The 16567-nt window shown below is 72.3% G+C and carries 18 protein-coding genes; 9 read left to right on the top strand and 9 right to left on the bottom strand.

Annotation, left to right across the window (positions count from 1 at the left end; genetic code table 11):
- The first annotated feature begins 1 nt into the window (after window position 1).
- The 3 genes from ACIQOU_RS32930 to ACIQOU_RS32920 all read left to right on the top strand — a co-directional run bounded on the left by ACIQOU_RS32930 (window position 2) and on the right by ACIQOU_RS32920 (window position 2023).
- A complete protein-coding gene (locus ACIQOU_RS32930) occupies window positions 2–229 on the top strand; it encodes a hypothetical protein (protein ID WP_401542985.1) in 228 nt (75 codons plus the stop codon).
- A 194-nt stretch (window positions 230–423) separates the two neighbouring features.
- Window positions 424–1635 carry a methyltransferase, FxLD system gene (gene fxlM, locus ACIQOU_RS32925; RefSeq protein ID WP_401542982.1) on the top strand — a complete coding sequence of 404 codons (1212 nt, stop codon included), beginning with the start codon at window positions 424–426 and terminating at the stop codon, window positions 1633–1635.
- Between the two features lie 82 nt (window positions 1636–1717).
- The gene (locus ACIQOU_RS32920) at window positions 1718–2023 is read left to right on the top strand and encodes a hypothetical protein (protein ID WP_401542979.1); all 306 of its coding nucleotides are present in this window, start codon (window positions 1718–1720) and stop codon (window positions 2021–2023) included.
- Between the two features lie 60 nt (window positions 2024–2083).
- Here ACIQOU_RS32920 and ACIQOU_RS32915 read toward each other — a convergent pair whose 3' ends face one another.
- Window positions 2084–2602, bottom strand: a complete 519-nt coding sequence (locus ACIQOU_RS32915; protein WP_401542976.1) for a hypothetical protein — start codon at window positions 2600–2602, stop codon at window positions 2084–2086.
- Window positions 2603–3021: 419 nt separating this feature from the next.
- On the opposite strand from ACIQOU_RS32915, the gene ACIQOU_RS32910 reads away from it, so the two are divergent.
- Together ACIQOU_RS32910 and ACIQOU_RS32905 are read left to right on the top strand one after the other, a co-directional pair.
- Window positions 3022–3207, top strand: a complete 186-nt coding sequence (locus ACIQOU_RS32910; RefSeq protein WP_401542973.1) for a hypothetical protein — start codon at window positions 3022–3024, stop codon at window positions 3205–3207.
- A 307-nt stretch (window positions 3208–3514) separates the two neighbouring features.
- A complete protein-coding gene (locus ACIQOU_RS32905) occupies window positions 3515–3760 on the top strand; it encodes a hypothetical protein (RefSeq protein ID WP_401542970.1) in 246 nt (81 codons plus the stop codon).
- 70 nt (window positions 3761–3830) lie between these two features.
- On the opposite strand, the gene ACIQOU_RS32900 is transcribed toward ACIQOU_RS32905, so the two are convergent.
- The 4 genes from ACIQOU_RS32900 to ACIQOU_RS32885 all read right to left on the bottom strand — a co-directional run bounded on the left by ACIQOU_RS32900 (window position 3831) and on the right by ACIQOU_RS32885 (window position 8840).
- Window positions 3831–4802, bottom strand: coding sequence for an N-acetylglucosamine kinase (locus ACIQOU_RS32900; RefSeq protein ID WP_401542964.1), 972 nt, complete (start codon window positions 4800–4802; stop codon window positions 3831–3833).
- A complete protein-coding gene (locus ACIQOU_RS32895) occupies window positions 4793–6058 on the bottom strand; it encodes a 6-phospho-beta-glucosidase (protein ID WP_401542961.1) in 1266 nt (421 codons plus the stop codon). The genes ACIQOU_RS32900 and ACIQOU_RS32895 overlap by 10 nt, the downstream gene beginning before the upstream one ends.
- Window positions 6059–6201: 143 nt before the next feature.
- On the bottom strand, window positions 6202–7434 hold the full coding sequence (locus tag ACIQOU_RS32890) for an ROK family transcriptional regulator (protein WP_401542959.1): 1233 nt from the start codon (window positions 7432–7434) through the stop codon (window positions 6202–6204).
- Between the two features lie 275 nt (window positions 7435–7709).
- Window positions 7710–8840, bottom strand: coding sequence for a mechanosensitive ion channel family protein (locus ACIQOU_RS32885; RefSeq protein ID WP_401543288.1), 1131 nt, complete (start codon window positions 8838–8840; stop codon window positions 7710–7712).
- Between the two features lie 319 nt (window positions 8841–9159).
- Between ACIQOU_RS32885 and ACIQOU_RS32880 the strand changes: the two genes are divergently transcribed.
- Complete coding sequence (locus ACIQOU_RS32880; RefSeq protein WP_401542956.1) at window positions 9160–9696, top strand: HNH endonuclease; 537 nt, start codon at window positions 9160–9162, stop codon at window positions 9694–9696.
- A 224-nt stretch (window positions 9697–9920) separates the two neighbouring features.
- On the opposite strand, the gene ACIQOU_RS32875 is transcribed toward ACIQOU_RS32880, so the two are convergent.
- From ACIQOU_RS32875 to ACIQOU_RS32865, 3 genes are read right to left on the bottom strand one after another with little or no spacing between them, the layout of a single operon-like run.
- Entirely contained in the window at window positions 9921–11270 is a 1350-nt protein-coding gene (locus tag ACIQOU_RS32875; protein WP_401542953.1) for an FtsX-like permease family protein, read from the bottom strand.
- The gene (locus ACIQOU_RS32870; RefSeq protein ID WP_401542950.1) at window positions 11267–11971 is read right to left on the bottom strand and encodes an ABC transporter ATP-binding protein; all 705 of its coding nucleotides are present in this window, start codon (window positions 11969–11971) and stop codon (window positions 11267–11269) included. Before ACIQOU_RS32870 ends, ACIQOU_RS32875 begins: the two co-directional genes overlap by 4 nt.
- A complete protein-coding gene (locus ACIQOU_RS32865) occupies window positions 11968–12510 on the bottom strand; it encodes a PadR family transcriptional regulator (protein WP_401542947.1) in 543 nt (180 codons plus the stop codon). Before ACIQOU_RS32865 ends, ACIQOU_RS32870 begins: the two co-directional genes overlap by 4 nt.
- Before the next feature lie 224 nt (window positions 12511–12734).
- Between ACIQOU_RS32865 and ACIQOU_RS32860 the strand changes: the two genes are divergently transcribed.
- The 3 genes from ACIQOU_RS32860 (at window position 12735) to ACIQOU_RS32850 (ending at window position 15601) form a co-directional block, all read left to right on the top strand.
- Complete coding sequence (locus tag ACIQOU_RS32860; protein WP_401542944.1) at window positions 12735–12971, top strand: hypothetical protein; 237 nt, start codon at window positions 12735–12737, stop codon at window positions 12969–12971.
- The gene (malQ, locus tag ACIQOU_RS32855; protein ID WP_401542942.1) at window positions 12971–15109 is read left to right on the top strand and encodes a 4-alpha-glucanotransferase; all 2139 of its coding nucleotides are present in this window, start codon (window positions 12971–12973) and stop codon (window positions 15107–15109) included. Before ACIQOU_RS32860 ends, malQ begins: the two co-directional genes overlap by 1 nt.
- Window positions 15110–15328: 219 nt before the next feature.
- Window positions 15329–15601, top strand: a complete 273-nt coding sequence (locus tag ACIQOU_RS32850) for a hypothetical protein (RefSeq protein ID WP_401542939.1) — start codon at window positions 15329–15331, stop codon at window positions 15599–15601.
- A gap of 108 nt (window positions 15602–15709) precedes the next feature.
- Here the strand turns inward: ACIQOU_RS32850 and ACIQOU_RS32845 are convergent, their stop codons facing one another.
- Window positions 15710–16357 carry a TetR family transcriptional regulator gene (locus ACIQOU_RS32845; protein WP_401542936.1) on the bottom strand — a complete coding sequence of 216 codons (648 nt, stop codon included), beginning with the start codon at window positions 16355–16357 and terminating at the stop codon, window positions 15710–15712.
- Window positions 16358–16567 lie beyond the last annotated feature (210 nt).

Raw genomic sequence — 16567 nt, 5'->3', positions numbered from 1 at the left:
CATGGAGACCCGCACCGCGACCGACGCGGGCACGATCGGCGCCGACGTCCTGACCGTCCACAGACTCATCACCCTGCACAACGGCTACGGCGCCCCCTACCGCTGGCCCCGGTGCGGCGCGGGCAACCAGGGCGACCTGGTCACCGAGTGGCTCCGCCGCATCAACTGCCCGGCCTGCCTGGCCACCGGCAACGGTCCGACGGACACCGGATCGACCGACGCCGGGTAGCGGCCTCGCCGTCCCTGCGGACGGGAGGGGCCCCTTGGCCTCGGGCCCTCACCTGGCGGGATACAGCTGACGAGCGCTGCTGTGAGTAGCGGGGGGAATACTCGGCGTGGTTCGATGACGGACCTCTTCAGCAGGGCGCAGCGGTGGCGAAGGGCCCTCCAGGGCGACGAGGACGACGAGAGCAGGGAGGCTGCGTGGCCGAGACGGGCGCGGGTGCGACGGCACCTGATGTGCTGCGTGAGCGGATGGTGACGGATCTGCGTGCGCGCGGCGCGATCACGTCGGCGAAGGTCGAGGAAGCCTTCCTCAAGGTGCCCCGGCACCTCTTCGCCCCCGAGGTCGCTGCCGAAGAGGTCTACGGCGCCGCGGAGGCCGTGTTCACCAAGTACAACTCATCCGGGCGACCGGTGAGTTCCGTATCGGCCCCATGGCTGCACGCGCGGATGCTGGAGGCGGCCCAGGTAGCTCCCGGCATGACGGTCCTGGAGATCGGCTCCGGAGGATGCAACGCGGCTCTGCTGGCAGAGATGACCGGCGATCAGGAGCTGGTGACCACCCTCGATATCGATGCCGGCATCACCGCGCGGGCCCGCACACTGCTCACCGACGCGGGATACGAGAAGGTGCGGGTCCTGGAAGCGGACGGCGCGAAGCCGCTGCCGGACGCGCCGGTCCGAGGATTTGACCGCATCGTCGTCACGGTCGGCGCCGCCGACGTGCCCACAGCGTGGTTCGATCAACTCGCCTCCGAGGGCAGGCTGGTGGTGCCGCTGCGCTTCCGCGGCCTGTCCCGCACCATCGCCTTCGCCCGTGAGCGGGACCATCTGCGGAGCGACACGCTCATCGTCTCGGGCTTCGTGGCCATGCAAGGCGACAGCGCGCACGCGCCGCGCGTGGTGCGGCTGGCCGGCCAGGACGTCCGGCTGGTCGTCGACGAGGGCCAGCCTGCTGAAGCGGAGGCGATGGCGGAGGCGTTCGCCGGGCCTCGCCACGAACAGTGGACCGGGGTGGAACTGGGCGGCTCGGAGGGGGTGTTGCCACGGCTGGAGGTGTGGCTCGCCGGCGTGATCGCCCCTTACGGCAGGCTGCGCGCCACCCGGGCCGCCATGGACGGCGGCCTGGTCGGCTGGGTGCTGGACCGGGGCATGCCCGCCGTGTGGACCGACGACTGTCTGGCCTACCTCACCCTGCGCCAAGTCCCGCAGGAGGGCTACGAGTTGGGGGTCATCGCGCACGGCCCCGGCCGGGAACGCCTCGCTGCTCGCTTGGCTGACGCAGTCGTCCGCTTCGACCGCGGGGCCAGGGGTGCGGGACAGCCTGTCGTACGCGCTTATCCTCGCGCCGACCAAGAGGTTCCCGCCCAGGTGACGGTCGACAAGCCCAGTGTGCGCCTGGTGATCACCTGAAGCCTCCGGCGGCCCCACCGGGGCGGCCAGGAGCCACGTCGCTGGGCATCTGAGCCCAGAGACATGAGTGGAGGGAGTGGAGATGGCACCACCGACACCCCAGGCGCAACCGACCGGGGAACTGACCGACCCACCCGAACTGGCCGATGCCTTCGATCTGGACGCCCACGTGGCCTGGGAAGCCTCCGGTCCCGGCGCCCCGGCAGACGTCGAAACGCTCAGCCACCAGATCAGTGAGCTGGAGCAGCAGGTCCTCGGCCTCCACGCCGAACTTGCGGCGCGGGGACGAAGGCCTCACCGCTGCGCGCACAACCAACCGGGAGCCGATGGCTCAGCCGAAACCGCTGACAGCGTCATCGCCGTCTGTCGGCATACGCTCCACACTTGATTCCAACTTCATCGAAAGCGAGTACTGCTGGCCTCATACCCCAGTCGAATAACCCATCGCCTAAAAATTATCGAGACCGAGGTCTGACCTCAAACTCTTGCGCAACAGGCTGAGGCTACGACTAGCACTACTCAGCTGACCTTCAAGGTCTTCGGGCGGATTTTCAGGAGTAGCGTGCTCGGTGCCCTTGAGGAGCTCATACACCGCCATGAGTGAGGCGTTCGTTGCGTGCGCTTCCCGCATGACCAGGCCAGGGACGAGCATCTGCGCCTCGGAATAGATCCCCTGGTAGGCGACCCGAGCCTCCTGCAACGCCAACTCCTGCGCCTCAGAAGGAGGCCCCTTTTTGCACGCTCGATGATAGACGAACATCACTGAATGAAATCTGCGCGCCAACTGATTGAGGGAGACATAGCAAGCTCTCCGCATCTCCTCGACGCGTCGTTCCTCCGCTAATAGTTGCGTCAGCCGATTCTCCCGCTCTGCATGTTCAAGTTCCATTGCCTTCGATCGTGTGGCGCTCCGCTGTGTCAGCAACGCAGAGGTGAGCGTGCCGGCAACACCCACGACAGCGATCAAGAAAGGTACTAATTCCCCGCCCATGCCCCCACATCCACTACCCGCAGCGCCTTTATTACCGCAAGATCGTCCCAGCCAGGTCTGGAACCAGATGCACCCGCTCCCGATCACAGGGAGCAGGCGCAGCGACATCCATCAGCGTGCACTAGCTACGGAAGCTGAGCCAGCCCCCTTCTCATGGGCCTAGCCACTGACGCGTACCGCAGCCCGTACGTGATGCCATCCGCAATGGCAGGCCACCAGCGCTCCCGGCCTTCTCCGTCGCCATCCAGCGCGACTGGATGAGGTAGTCGTCGGCCAAGTGCGCTAGCAGGCTCTCGAAGAACAGCACCAGGCCGCCGCGCCGGTCCGCGACACCTGTCGCGCACCCACTACCCACCGCCGTTCGTGCACGCCGTGGTTGTCGTTCTGCACTGCCTATGATCATCGGAAACGGCTATCTGCCGCCCGACGGCACCCACCAGAGCCTGCTGCCCCGGACCCCGGCCTCCCGGCCGAGTGGTTTTCTCGCCGGACGTGCCGGTACCGCGCTGGCCCTGGCCGACCTCGGCGGCCTGCTCCCTCACACAGATGCGCCCTGGGACTGCCTCATCCTGCTGTCCTGACGTCCATGCCAGCGCCCGACCTCGGGCTTTCCCATGGCGGATGCGGGCATGCCGCAGGCCGGGCCCGCGGTGTCCCGGCCGATCGACACGGTGTCAGCGGGCGGAAAGCGGGCGCCGACCCCGCTGCGGCAGGCCCGCGCCCAATTCCGCGAACGGGTACGGACGTTGGCTGGTGACGAAGCTCCGAACGCCGACGGTAGACGGTCGTCGACCCGACCCCGCGACACCCGCTCGAATTCACCCTCGTTCGGGCGGGTTCTTTCCCGTATGGGGCGTCTGGGGACGGGTGTCCCGCTACCGTGCCTGCATGGCCACCACCGACCTGGAAGCCCTCGCCGACGATCTGCACCACCGCACGAAAATCGCGCTCATCGCGATCGCGCGTCTCGCCATCGACACCGGCATCACGTTCACGATCGGCGACGTCGTCGAGCGTGTCGAGGACGACCTGCCCCCCGATTACCCCGAGACCAGCACGATCGTGCCGTCCCGCCGGGACGTGATCAGCGAGATGGCGTACGAGATCTTCAAAGGCAAGCCCTTCGACGGCTGACCCACCCGCAGTCAGCCGGCCGTCCACCCGCCCCCTGCCCCGTGCGGCTCACGTTCCGTACGGGGATCACTCACGCCATCAGAAACCTCCGCACCTGTTCCTGGGCCTCCCGCCCCACCCCCGCCGCGTCCAACCCCAGCAGCACCGCCCCCAGCACCGGAGGTGCCGTCACCACCCTCGGTACCGCCTTCGGTGCCCGCGCTGCCAGCAACTCCCTGATAGCGGAGTCGAGTTGGACGTGACCGGCGGTCAGGACCCCGCCCCCCAGCAGGACCGGCGTCTCCTCCGTGAGGAGGTCCAGGTCGGTCAGCGCGACCGTGGCCATGGTGGTGACCTCCGTCGCCAGGCGGGTCACGAGCGCGCCGGCCACCTCGTCGCCGTCGGCCGCCGTCGCGAAGAGGACCGGCGTCGACTCGTAGCGGCGGGTCGGGGCGAGGGTGCCGAGGTGGAGGGCCTCGATGAGGGACCGCATGCTGGGGTGGCCGAAGTGGGCCGGGAGCGTGTGGGACAGCGCCGTCGGCTCACCTCGGCCGTCCTCGCCGCGCGCCGCGTGCCACAGGGCCTCCTCCGCCAGCGCCCAACCCCCGCCCCAGTCACCGGAGATGCGCCCGACCGCCGGGAAACGTGCCGTGCGGCCGTCGGGGCGCATGCCGACGCAGTTGATGCCCGCGCCGCACACCACGGCGACCCCGCGCGGCTCGGACACCCCGGCCCGCAGGACGGCGAACGTGTCGTTGCGCACCTCGACCGGGCCGCCCCAGCCGCGTTGCTCCAACGCCGCCGCCAACTGCCGTTCCTCCTGCGGGAAATCGGCGTTCGCCAGGCAGGCGGAGATCCGGTCGGCGCCCTTGACGTAGGCGACGCTGAGGGCGCGGGACACCGCCTCGGCCACCGCGTCCACCGCCTCCTCCACCCCGTCCGTCTGCGGCCGGAACCCGGCACCCCGTGCCATGCCGAGAACGGTGCCGTCGGCCGACACCACCGCCACGTCCGTCTTGCTGTTGCCCGCGTCGATGGCGAGGACGGCTGCGGTCAGACCCACGTGAGGTGCTCCCTGTTGTGTGCGATCAGGCGGTCGGTGAGGATCTCGGCACGGTCGTACTGGCCGATCAGGGGGTGGGCGAGCAGCGCCCGGAAAACGCGCTCCCGGCTGCCGTCCAGGGCTGCCCGGAGGGCCAGTTCCTCGTAGGCGGTGACATGCGCGGTCAGGCCCGCGTGGAGGGGGGCGAGGGGAGCGACGGGGAGGGGGCGCGGGCCGTCCGGGCCTACCGCCGCCTGGACCTCGATCACCGCCTCCGGGGGCAGGAACGGCAACGTGTCGCCGTTCAGCGCGTTCACCACCTGGTGGGGGCTGCCGCCTCCGCCGAGCAGGGCCGCCGCCAGGTCCACGGCCGCCTCCGAGTAGTACGCGCCGCCCCGCCTGGCCAGCAGCTCCGGCTTCTCGTCCAGCGCCGGATCGGCGTACATCGCCAGCAACTGCCGCTCCATCTGGGCCACTTCGGACGCCCGCGACGGCTTCGTGCGCTGCTTGGCCACCACCTCGTCGTGCGTGTAGTAGTAGCGGAGGTAGTAAGAGGGCACCACGCCAAGGCGGTTGAGGAGGGGGTGGGGGAGGCGGAGGTCGGCGGCGATCAACTCACCGTGGTCGGAGAGGAGTTGAGGGAGGAGGTCCCTTCCGGTCGGGCCGCCGAGGCGGACTCCCGTCTCCCACGTCAGGTGGTTGAGGCCCACATGGTCGAGGTGGACCTCGGCCGGGGCCACCCCGAGCAGCGCCGCGAACTTCCGTTGGAGGCCGATCGCCACGTTGCACAGCCCGACCGCCCGATGGCCCGCCTGGAGCAGGGCCCGGGTGACGATGCCGACCGGGTTGGTGAAGTCGATGATCCAGGCGCCGGGGTTGGTGCGCCGGACGCGTTCGGCGATGTCGAGGACGACCGGGACCGTGCGCAGCGCCTTGGCCAACCCGCCCGCGCCGGTGGTCTCCTGGCCGACGCAGCCGCACTCCAGCGGCCAGGTCTCGTCCTGCTGCCTGGCCGCCTGCCCGCCGACCCGCAGTTGGAGCAGGACCGCGTCCGCGCCGTCGACGCCCGCATCCAGGTCGGCCGTCGTCACGATCCGGCCCGGGTGGCCCTGCCGGGCGAAGATCCGCCGGGCCAGCCCGCCCACCAGCTCCAGGCGTCCGGCGTCCGGATCGACCAGCACCAGTTCCTCGACGGGCAACGTGTCCCGCAACCGGGCGAACCCGTCGACCAGTTCGGGCGTATAGGTCGACCCTCCGCCGACCACGGTGAGTTTCATAAGGACTGCCACCCTTCACTGGGCCCTTGCGGATACGGCGGGTACGGAGGTTCCTGCCGTGCGTGTGCCACGTTCAACGAGTGCGCCCCCGGAACCGAACGCCTCCAGAGGGACGAACACCCCGGGGACAGCCGAACGCCGGTTCAGCGCGACGTGTCGAAGACCTCGTCCCGCGTCGCCGCCAACGCGCTCTCCAACGCGCCCCGCAGCACCGGCTGTTCGGGCACCTCGCCCACGACCAGCCGGGGACGTGACGCGGCCAGCTCCGCCAACTCGCCCTGGATCAGGGCCCGGAGAGGTTCGCCGCCGGACGTCAGACAGGCGCCGCTGAGCACGACGAGTTCCGGGTCGAGGACCGACACCAGCGAGGCGAGACCGGTCGCCAGCCGCGTCGCGTACGCCTCAAGGAACCGTCGGTGTGGCTCGTCGGCGCCGGACTCGGCTGCCCGGCCCACCAGTTGGGCGGCGGCCTCGGCACACGGGCCCGACGGCACGTCCTGGACGCCCAGTTCACGAGCGAGGCCGGGCAACGCCTGCGCACCGGCCAGCTCTTGGAACCCGCCACTGTTCGCCCGCGTCACCTGCCGCACCAACGGCGTCCCCGGCACCGGCAGGAACCCGACCTCCCCCGCGCCCCCGGTCCACCCCCGGTGCAGTCGCCCGCCGAGCACCAGGGCGCCGCCGAGGCCGGCCTCGTTCCACAGCAGCACGAAATCGCCGTGCCCCCGTGCCGCCCCGAGCCGCTGTTCCGCGACGGCGACGAGGTTGACGTCGTTCTCGTACTCCACCGGCATCGGCAGCGCGGCGGCCACCTCGGCGAGCAGGCCCGGGGTGTGCCAGCCGGGCAGGTGCAGGGCGTAGCGCAGCCGTCCGGTGGTGGGGTCGAAGGCGCCGGGCGTGCCGACGACCAGTCGGCGCACCGCGGCCCTGGCCAGCCCGGCCGCCGCCAGGGCGCCGTCGAGGGCGTCGGTCACCTGCCGGACAACGGGCCGGTCGGGGCGGCGAGTTGAGGTGGGCAGCGTGAAACGGCCGACCGTGCGGCCGGTGAGGTCGGCGACGGCGGCGAGGACGCGGTCGGGGGAGACGTCGAGTCCGGCGGCGTATCCGGCGGCCGGGTTGACCTCGTAGAGCTGGGCGCCGGGGCCGGGGCGGCCCTCGCTCGTGCCGGTCGCCACCACGAGCCCGGCGGTCGCGAGGCGGGCCAGCAACTGCGAGGCGGTCGGCTTGGAGAGCCCGGTCAACTCCCCGATCCGGGTGCGGGAGGACGGCCCGTGCGCCAGCAGCAGGTCCAGTGCGGCCCGGTCGTTCATGGCCCGCAGGACACGCGGGGTGCCGGGAGTGTGCGGGGCGCCCGGCGGGCCGGCGGTTCCTGTCATCGGGGGCGACACCTGCCTCTCCACGGGGCGGCGGCCGGGCCCCCTCCTCGTGACCGGGGTGCGCTGTCCCGCCGTTGGGCCGCTGCATGGCCACTGTCAGGAAAGTTTCCTATCGCGTGCGAAGGAGCGCAAGACGGCGACGGAAACCGCCCCCGAGGCGGCCCCGAGACCGCCCCTGAGACCGCCCCGAGGCCGAAACGGCAACCGCCCCCGAGGCGGCGACGGGTGGGCCGTCGGCTCAGGGGCGGGCGTGACCTGCGGGGCCGCAGGGGGCGTTACTTGCCGGTGTTGCTGTTGCTGTTGCTGCTGATGCTGTTGGGGCTGCTCGATGAGGTCGACGGTGTGATCGGGGTGGCCGCCTGGTGCTGCGCGGAGGCGGAGTTGGCGTAGACGGACGGGGCCGCGACCGCCTCCGTCGGGTCCGTCACCTCGCTCTGCTCGACCGGCGCCGTGGCCCCGCCGACGATGCGGATGTCGGCCGCGTCGAAGGCCCGCTTGATCCGCCAGCGCAGCTCGCGTTCCACGGTCAGGGACTTGCCCGGCATGGTCTTCGCGGTGATGCGGACCACCATCGAGTCGAGCAGCACGCTGTCCAGGCCGAGCACCTCGATCGGGCTCCACAGCAGCTCGTTCCAGGGCTCTTCCTTGCTCATCTGCTCGGCGACGTCCTTCAGTGTCCGGCGCACCTTGTCGAGGTCCTCCGAGGCGCGGACGGTGACGTCGACGCCGGCCGTCGCCCAGCCCTGCGAGAGGTTGCCGATGCGCTTGACCTCGCCGTTGCGGACGTACCAGATCTCGCCGTTGTCGCCGCGCAGCTTCGTGACGCGCAGGCCGACCTCGATCACCTCGCCGGAGGCCACGCCCGCGTCGATGGTGTCGCCGACGCCGTACTGGTCCTCCAGGATCATGAACACGCCGGAGAGGAAGTCCGTGACGAGGTTGCGGGCGCCGAAACCGATCGCGACACCCGCGACACCGGCCGAGGCCAGCAACGGGGCGAGGTTGATCTCGAACGCCGCCAGCACCATCAGCGCGGCGGTGCCCATGATGACGAACGACGCCACCGACCGCAGCACCGAACCGATCGCGTGCGAACGCTGGCGGCGCCGCTCCACGTTGACCAGCAGGCCGCCCAGAGCCGTGCCGTCGACGGCCTGCGCGGTGCGGTTCATCCGCTCGATGAGCTTGGTGATCGCCCGCCTGACCACCATTCTCAGCACGCCCGCGATCACCAGGATCAGCAGCACGCGCAGGCCGATCGCGAGCCACGTCGACCAGTTCTGCTGGACCCAGCTGGCCGCGTTGGTCGCACTCTCCTGGGCGCCCTTGAGGGTGGGCACCGCGGGCGACGTCGAGCCCGAGGGGGACGGCGACGGCGACGCGGCGGCCAGCAGGACGGCGGACATGGACACGGCAGGTACCTCCAGGTGCTGCTGTGCCCACCGGTCGGCGATCAGGTCGATCAGCTAGGTCACGGAAAGGTCACCGGCGGGCAGGTGCACCACACTAACGGGGCATTGTGTGGGGACCCGACGGACTCCCTGCGGGGAGACTGTGCTCACCTGCGGCTGCGCGGCCCCTGCTCCTGCGGACGTGCCGGGTGTGGTCGAAAACACTCCCAGCCCGTTACCGGCAGATGGTGGCGCTTCCACCAGGCATGAGGGGAGACTGAACGCAGATCGTCCCGGCGCGAGCCACGCGTCGCCGACGCCCAAGGAGGCATCCGTGCCGCATGTCCTGGTCCTCAACGCGTCGTACGAGCCACTCGGCGTCGTACCGCTCCGTCGCGCGCTGGTCCTCGTTCTGGAGAACAAGGCCGTGTCTCTGGAGGAGTCCGGCGCCTTTATGCACAGCGCGACGGTCACGGTCCCCGCCCCGAGCGTGGTCCGGCTCAAGCGCTTCGTGCGGGTTCCCTACCGGGGACCCGTACCCCTCACCCGCCGCGCGCTGTTCGCGCGGGACGGCGGCCGGTGCATGTACTGCGGTGGCGTCGCGACCAGCGTCGACCACGTCATCCCGCGCAGCCGCGGGGGACAGCACGCCTGGGAGAACGTGGTGGCGTCCTGCCGCCGCTGCAACCACACCAAGGCCGACCGGCATCTCTTCGAGATCGGCTGGCGGCTGCGGCACAAACCCGCCCCGCCCACCGGTCTGGCCTGGCGCATCATCGGCACCGGCCACCGGGACCCGCGCTGGCTGCCCTACTTGCAGCCGTACGGCGCCGACGACGCTCTGGCCCGGATCGACGGCATCTCCGCCTGACATCCGGGCCTTCGCACACCCCCGCCCCCGTAAGGGACGCCCCGTACCCGTAGGGGGAGCTGATCGGTCCGGCCCGTAGGGGTCCCACCGGTCGTCCCCGTACGGGCCGGGGCTCCGGCCACCGCATCACCGCAGATCTACGGCTTCACAGTGGGCCAACGGGTCCGCAGCGGCCCGTGTTCACCCGGTGACCGTCCGCCGGACGCGCCCTGCCGTGCCGTCGGCTACGCGTACCGCAACTCCGTCGGGCGCACCGAGCGGCGCAGCCGGGGCAGGGCGGTGGCGGCGGCCGCAAGGCACAGGGCGTAGACGCCGAGCGGCACCAGCAGCCCCGGGTACGGCGTCGCCGTGGTCCCGGCGGGACCGGCGAGCAGGTCGTACCAGACGCCGACCGCCGTGCCGCCGACCCCGGCCAGCAGCAGGGCGGGCGCCAGCGGCAACGCCGTCTCCAGCAGCAGCGCCCGGCCCAGCACCGCCCGTTCCACCCCGGCCGCGTGCTGGGCTGCCAGGCCCCGACGCCGGTTCGCGACCGACTCGGCGGTGCCCACGGCGAGCCCGGCCAGCGTGACGCCGAGGGCGACCACGATCGCGAAGGCGGTGACATCGAGGCCGGTGACGTAGAACGAACGTTCCTCGGCCGTGTGCCACCCCATCGCGTCCAGCGTGGCGACGAGGGTGCCGCGGATGCCGACGAAGCCCGCCCCGGCGACGGTCACCAGGAGCACCGCCGCGTGGCTGCGGGCCGCCGCCCACGGGTCGTCCCGCAGCCGTTCCGCCGCGATCAGCGTCGCCGCCGTCCGCGCCCGCACCGCCAGCCGCCGCCCGACGAGCCCGGCCACCGCCCCCGACAACCCCACCGCCCCCGCGCCGACCGCGAGGACCGGCCCGAACACCAGCAACGGCAGCGCCGCCGAGCCCCGCGCGGTGGTCACGGCACCGGCCAGCGGCACCACCGCCACCAGCAGCACCCCGGCCGCGCACACCAGCCCGGCCCGCCGACCGCCGCCCGGCCGCACCCGGCGCACCAGACCCAGCGGCGACGCCACCACCCGGTGCATCGCCCCCGCCCCCGCGAGCGCCCCCAGCACCGGCACCGCCACGGCGACCAGCGCCACCCCGGCCCACGTGAACGCGTTCGGCGCCGACCACGCCCGCACCAGCACCAGCACCGCGACCACGGTGGTCACCGCCCCGCCCACCAGACAGGCGAGGCCGGTCTCCAGGGCGGCGATCCCGCGCACCTGCCCCGGCGTCGCCCCGGCCAACCGCAGCCCCGCGAACCGCCGTTCCCGCTGCACGGCCCCGATCCGGGTGCACTGCCCGAGAAAGCCCAGCACCGGCACGAGCAGCAGAAGCAGCGCCACGATCACGCCGTCCCGCACCCCCGGCGTGTCCAGCAGCCCGTTGCCCACGGACACCCGGAACTGCCCGCTCCGCAACGACGCCAGCGCGACGGCGACCAGAGCGAACCCGGTCGCGAGCGCCGCCCCGAGCGCCATCAGCGCGAACCGTGCCCCTTCCCGCCGCCCCGCGCCCCTGGTCAGCTGCCGGGCGAGCCGCAGTTCGGTCCTCACGCGCTCACCCCCAGCGGTGCCACGGCCCCGTCGGCCAGCCGCACCTCACGGTCCGCGTACGCCGCGACCTGCGCGTCGTGCGTGATCAGCAGCACCGCGACACCCCGCGAACGGGCCGTACGGACCAGCGCCGTCATCACCTGCTCGGTCGCCAGCGAGTCCAACGCCCCCGTCGGCTCGTCCGCGAAGACCACCTTCGGGCCGGTCACCAACGCCCGTGCCAGCGCGACCCGTTGAGCCTGGCCGCCGCTCAACTCCCCGGGCCGCAGCTCCGCTTGCCCCGCCGCCCCGAACCGCTCCAGCCACTCCCCGGCCCGCTCCCGCGCCTCGGGCCGCGCGATGCCGCCGAGCAGCAACGGCAACGCGACGTTGTCCACCGCCGTCAACTCCGGTATCAGCTGGCCGAATTGGAACACCACCCCGAACTCCGTCCGCCGCAACGCGCTCAGCCGCCGTTCGGGCAGCCCGGCCAGGCGCTCCCCGGCATACGTCACCTCGCCCGCGTCCGGCCGGACGATCCCGGCGAGACAGTGCAGCAACGTCGATTTCCCGCTGCCGCTGGAACCCGTCACCGCGAGGATCTCGCCGGGGGCCAGATCGACCGAGGCGCCGCGCAGGGCCTCGGTCCTGCCGTGCGCCTTGACCAGGTCACGGGCGGTGAGCAGGGGTGGGGTGCCGGTGGGACGTGGGGGATTGCTCATGTGGACGCGACCTCCGAGGTCAGGGTGGTGAGCCGGGCTCCGGTGGTGGTCATCCAGCGGAGATCGGCGTCGAGGTGGGTGAGGGCGTAGTCGGCCGAGAGCACGGTCGCGAGATCGGCGCCCTCGGCCGTCTTCACCGCCGTCAGCTCCCGCATCCGCTCCTTGTGCGCGGCCTGCTGGTCGTGCAGATAGGCGGCCGGGTCCGCGCCGGACAGGATCGCGACGACGACCTTGGCGAAGATCTCGTTCGTCACGAACGGCGCCGGCGGCGCGATCTCCCCGGCCCACCGGGCCAGTTCACGGGCGCCGTCGTCGGTCGAGCGGTACGTCGTCCGCTCGGGTCCGCCGGCCCCGCTCGGGTTCTCGGTGCCGTCGACCTCGGCCAGCCCGTCCCGGACCAGCCGCTGCAACGTCGTATACACCTGCCCGTACGCCAGCGGGCGGGCCTGCGGGAACCGTTCGTCGTGCCGTCGCTTCAGGTCGTAGCCATGGCTCGGCCCCGAGGCGAGCAGCCCCAGAAGGATGTGGCGGGTGCTCATGGAGCCACTATGCACCGGGTACATGTACTGAGTGAACAGTCATCCGGGGTGACACGCGGCGTGGGTGGCCGATATGTGTCGCCTGTCGCAATCTGGGGGAGGTGGGGCGGGGCAGAATGTGAGGAGAGGCACGTTCTCCCGCCCGATACGCCTGCTCTGGCGCTCACGGGGTAGGGCTGCGGGTACCCGAAGCCTGCTCGCCGTACTCGACAAGGAGGCCCCCCGTGGCCGCACCGGCACACCTTCTGCTCCCGGCCCTCTCCAAACACGCGGCGCTCGCCGACCCCGACCTCGAAGCGCTGTACATCTTCAGCGCGGAGAGCGCCAGCTCCGAGGCCCCCCTCACCAGCGAACCCCCGCTGCCCGACGCCGAGCCCCTCACCAGCGAACCCCCGCTCGCCGACGCCGCCCCCCTGACCAGCGAGTCCGCGGTCCCTGAACCGGCCGACGCGAGGCCGTAGTGACGGGGCAGGGGCCGGCCGAGCCGCTCTCCGAGGACCTCACCCGGCTCGCCGAGCTGCACGGCGTGGCCACCTCCTACAGCCCCTCCCCGGACCGCTCGGTCCCGGCCTCCGCCACCGCCGTCACCCTCGCCCTCGCCGCCCTCGACATCGACGCGAGCACCCCGGCCGCCACCGCCGCCGCCCTCGCCACCGGCCGGCAGGAGCGCGAACGACGGCTGCTGCCGCCCACCGTCGTCCACTGGACCGGCGCCGCACCCCCCACCCTCCCCCCGGGCGCCCGCCTCCGCGTCGAGACCGAGGACGGCACGACCCACACCCTCAACGGCGCCGACAGCTCCGGCGGTTCAGGCGGGTCGGTCGGCTCCCTCGACGAACTGCCGCCCGGCGTCCACCAGTTGACCGCCACCGCACCCGACGGCCGGATTGCCGACGCCCAACTCATCGTCGCCCCGGCCCGGTTGCCCACCCCCACCGCCCGCTCCCACGGCCTCCTCGTCCAGCTGTACTCGCTCCTGTCCACCCGTTCCTGGGGCATGGGCGACCTCGGTGACCTCGCCGAACTCGCCGACTGGGCAGGCCGATCGCTCGGCTCGGGATTCCTCCAGGTCAACCCCCTGCACGCGGCCGTGCCCGGCGCCCCCACCGACCCGTCCCCCTACCGCCCCTCCTCCCGGCGCTTCCCCGACCCCGTCTACCTCCGCGTCCAGGACATCCCCGAGTACGCCTACGTCGACGACCCCGACCGCGTCCGTGCCCTCCTCGCCCGCGCCGACCGACTGCGCGAATCCGTCCTGGACAAGGGCGAGTTGATCGACCGGGACGCGGTCTGGGCGCTCAAGCGCGAGGCCCTCGAACTGGTCCGCGAGGTCCCCCTCGGCCCCGGCCGCCGCGCCGCCTACGCCGACTTCCTCTCCGAACAGGGCCAAGCGCTGGAGGACCACGCCACCTGGAACGCCCTCGCCGAGGTGCACGGCCCCGACTGGAGCCGCTGGCCCACCGCACTGCGCGACCCACGGTCCGCCGAGACCGCCCGCGCACGCCGTGAGGTGATGGACCGCGTCGACTTCCACTGCCGCCTCGCCTGGCTCACCGACGCCCAACTCACCGCCGCCCAGCGGGTCGCACGCGACGCGGGCATGCCGGTCGGGATCGTCCACGACCTCGCCGTCGGCGTCCATCCCACCGGCGCCGACACCTGGGCCCAACAGGACTGCTTCGCCGCCGGGATGTCGGTCGGCGCACCCCCGGACGCCTTCAACTCCCTCGGCCAGGACTGGGGGTTGCCCCCGTGGCGCCCCGACCGCCTCGCCGCCGCCGGGTACGCCCCCTACCGACGCCTGCTGCGCGCCCTGTTCCGCTCCGCCGGTGCGCTGCGCATCGACCATGTGATGGGCCTGTTCCGCCTCTGGTGGGTGCCCCAGGGACATCCGCCCACCGAGGGCACCTACGTCCGCTACGACGCCGAGGCCATGCTCGCCGTCCTGGTCCTGGAAGCCACCCGCGCCGGTGCCTTCGTCATCGGCGAGGACCTCGGCACCGTTGAACCCGGCGTCCGCGAACGGCTGCGTGAACGCGGCGTGCTCGGCACCTCCGTCCTCTGGTTCGAACGCGACTGGGACGGCGACGGGCGACCGCTGCCGCCCGAGTCCTGGCGCGCCGACTGCCTCGCCACCGTCACCACCCACGACCTCCCGCCCACCGCCGCCCGCCTCACCGGCGCCCACGTCGAACTCCGCGACCGGCTCGGCCTGACGACCCGCCCCCTCGCCGACGAACGTGCCGAGGCGGCCGGTGACACGGGGGAGTGGCTCGGCGTCCTCGCCCGGCTCGGGCTGCTGCCCGGCACCGGCGGCGGACACGGGCCGACCTCTGAGGAGGCCGAGGTCCAGGCCCTCCACCGGTTCCTGCTGCGCACCCCGGCCCGGCTGGTCGGCGTCTGGCTCCCCGACGCCATCGGCGACCGGCGCCCGCAGAACCTCCCCGGCACCTGGGACCAGTACCCCAACTGGCGCCTCCCCATCGCCGACCCGGCCGCCCACCCGACCACCCTGGAAGCCCTGGCGGCGTCCCCGCGCCTGCACGCCCTGCTCGAAGTCCTACGACGGGACACGGAGGGTCCCCAGCAGAGCCCGTAGGGCCCGTCCCGTAGGGGCCGGGGTGCCGGGGGCCGAGAGAGACCCGTAGTCCCTTAAGGGAGACCCGGAAACCCTTGAGGGAGACCCTTAAGGGAGATCCGGAAACCCTTGAGGGGCAAGGCTGGTAAGGGCCCCGTGCCCGTACGGCATCCGGCCCGCCGGCCCCGTACGGCACCCCCGGGCGAGCGCCCCTGATCGGCGTTCGATACTTTTGTCACCGTGGACAACAAGAACGCCCTGCGCGCCGGCGCCCTGGTCGCCGGCACGACGCTGATGATGCTGCTGATGTCGTCCCCCGCGCTCGCGCTGACGCGTGACGACGGCGACGACCCCGGCCCGGGTCTGAGTGCCTTCGACACCGTGGGCCTCTACGTGGTTGCCCCGCTCGCGCTGTTCGCGATCATCGCGGGCCTGGTGCTGGTCCTGGACAAGTCCACGATCCGCGTGCACAAGCCGACGGCGACGAAGTCGGTCACCAAGGCGAAGGCCTGACCGTCGGTTCCCCGAGGCCGGTTCACTGACCGGCCCGGCTCCCCTTCTTCCCGAGGGCGCCGCCCCGTTCGCAGTCGATCGTGAGGCGGCGCCCTTCGGCATGCTCGTTCAGGGGCTCGGCGCGGTGAGATACCGCTGCACGGTGGGCCCGAGCCACGCCACGACCTCCTCGCGGGTCAGTTCCACGGCCTCGGGCAGCCGCAGCACATAACGGGTCAGCGCGAAGCCCAGCAGTTGCGACGCGACCAGCGCGGCCCGGGTGTGTGCCTGCTCCGGGTCCGGACACGCCTTCCGCATCTCCGGCAGCAACTGGTCCCGGAACGTCTCATGCATCCGCTCCGCCCCGGCCGGACCCGCCGTCGCCACCCGCAGCATCGCCGTGAACACCTCGCCGCCCTCCCAGAGCCGGAACAGGTGCGACACCAGCACCTCGCCGACGTGCCCCCGAGGCAGCGCCCCGAGGTCGGGCAACCGCAGATCCACGGTGATGGCGGCGAGGAAGAGCCCCTCCTTGCTGCCGTAGTAACGCATCACCATCGACGGGTCGATCCGCGCGTCCTTGGCGATGGCCCGAATCGTGGCCCGCTCATACCCATCAGCGGCGAACCGTTCCCGAGCGGCGACCAGAATCGCGTCCCGAGTCCCCTCGGACCGCCGCCGGGGAGCCTCGCCGGGTGCGGCGCCGGGTGCGGCGCCGGGCGGGGTGCGGTGGGTGGCGCTCTGCGCGGTATGGGGTGAGGCGGTGCTCTCGGTCATGCCTACGAGCGTAGGCCAACGGGTGTTGGCCAACAAGGGGTGACCTGTGGTGCGGGGGTGGTGCGGTGGGGTGCGGGGCGGGGGGGCGCCCCCCCCCGGGGCCCCCCCCCCCCCCCCCCAACCCCTGTTTTTGAACCCCCGTTTTGCAACGCCGGTATTGCCACCGGCGGGGGGGGCCACCCCCCCCCGCCCACCCCCCCCCGCCCACCC

The sequence above is a fragment of the Streptomyces sp. NPDC091279 genome (genome assembly GCF_044757465.1).
Lineage (GTDB): Bacteria > Actinomycetota > Actinomycetes > Streptomycetales > Streptomycetaceae > Streptomyces.
This window is presented reverse-complemented; position numbering and strand designations above follow the sequence as displayed.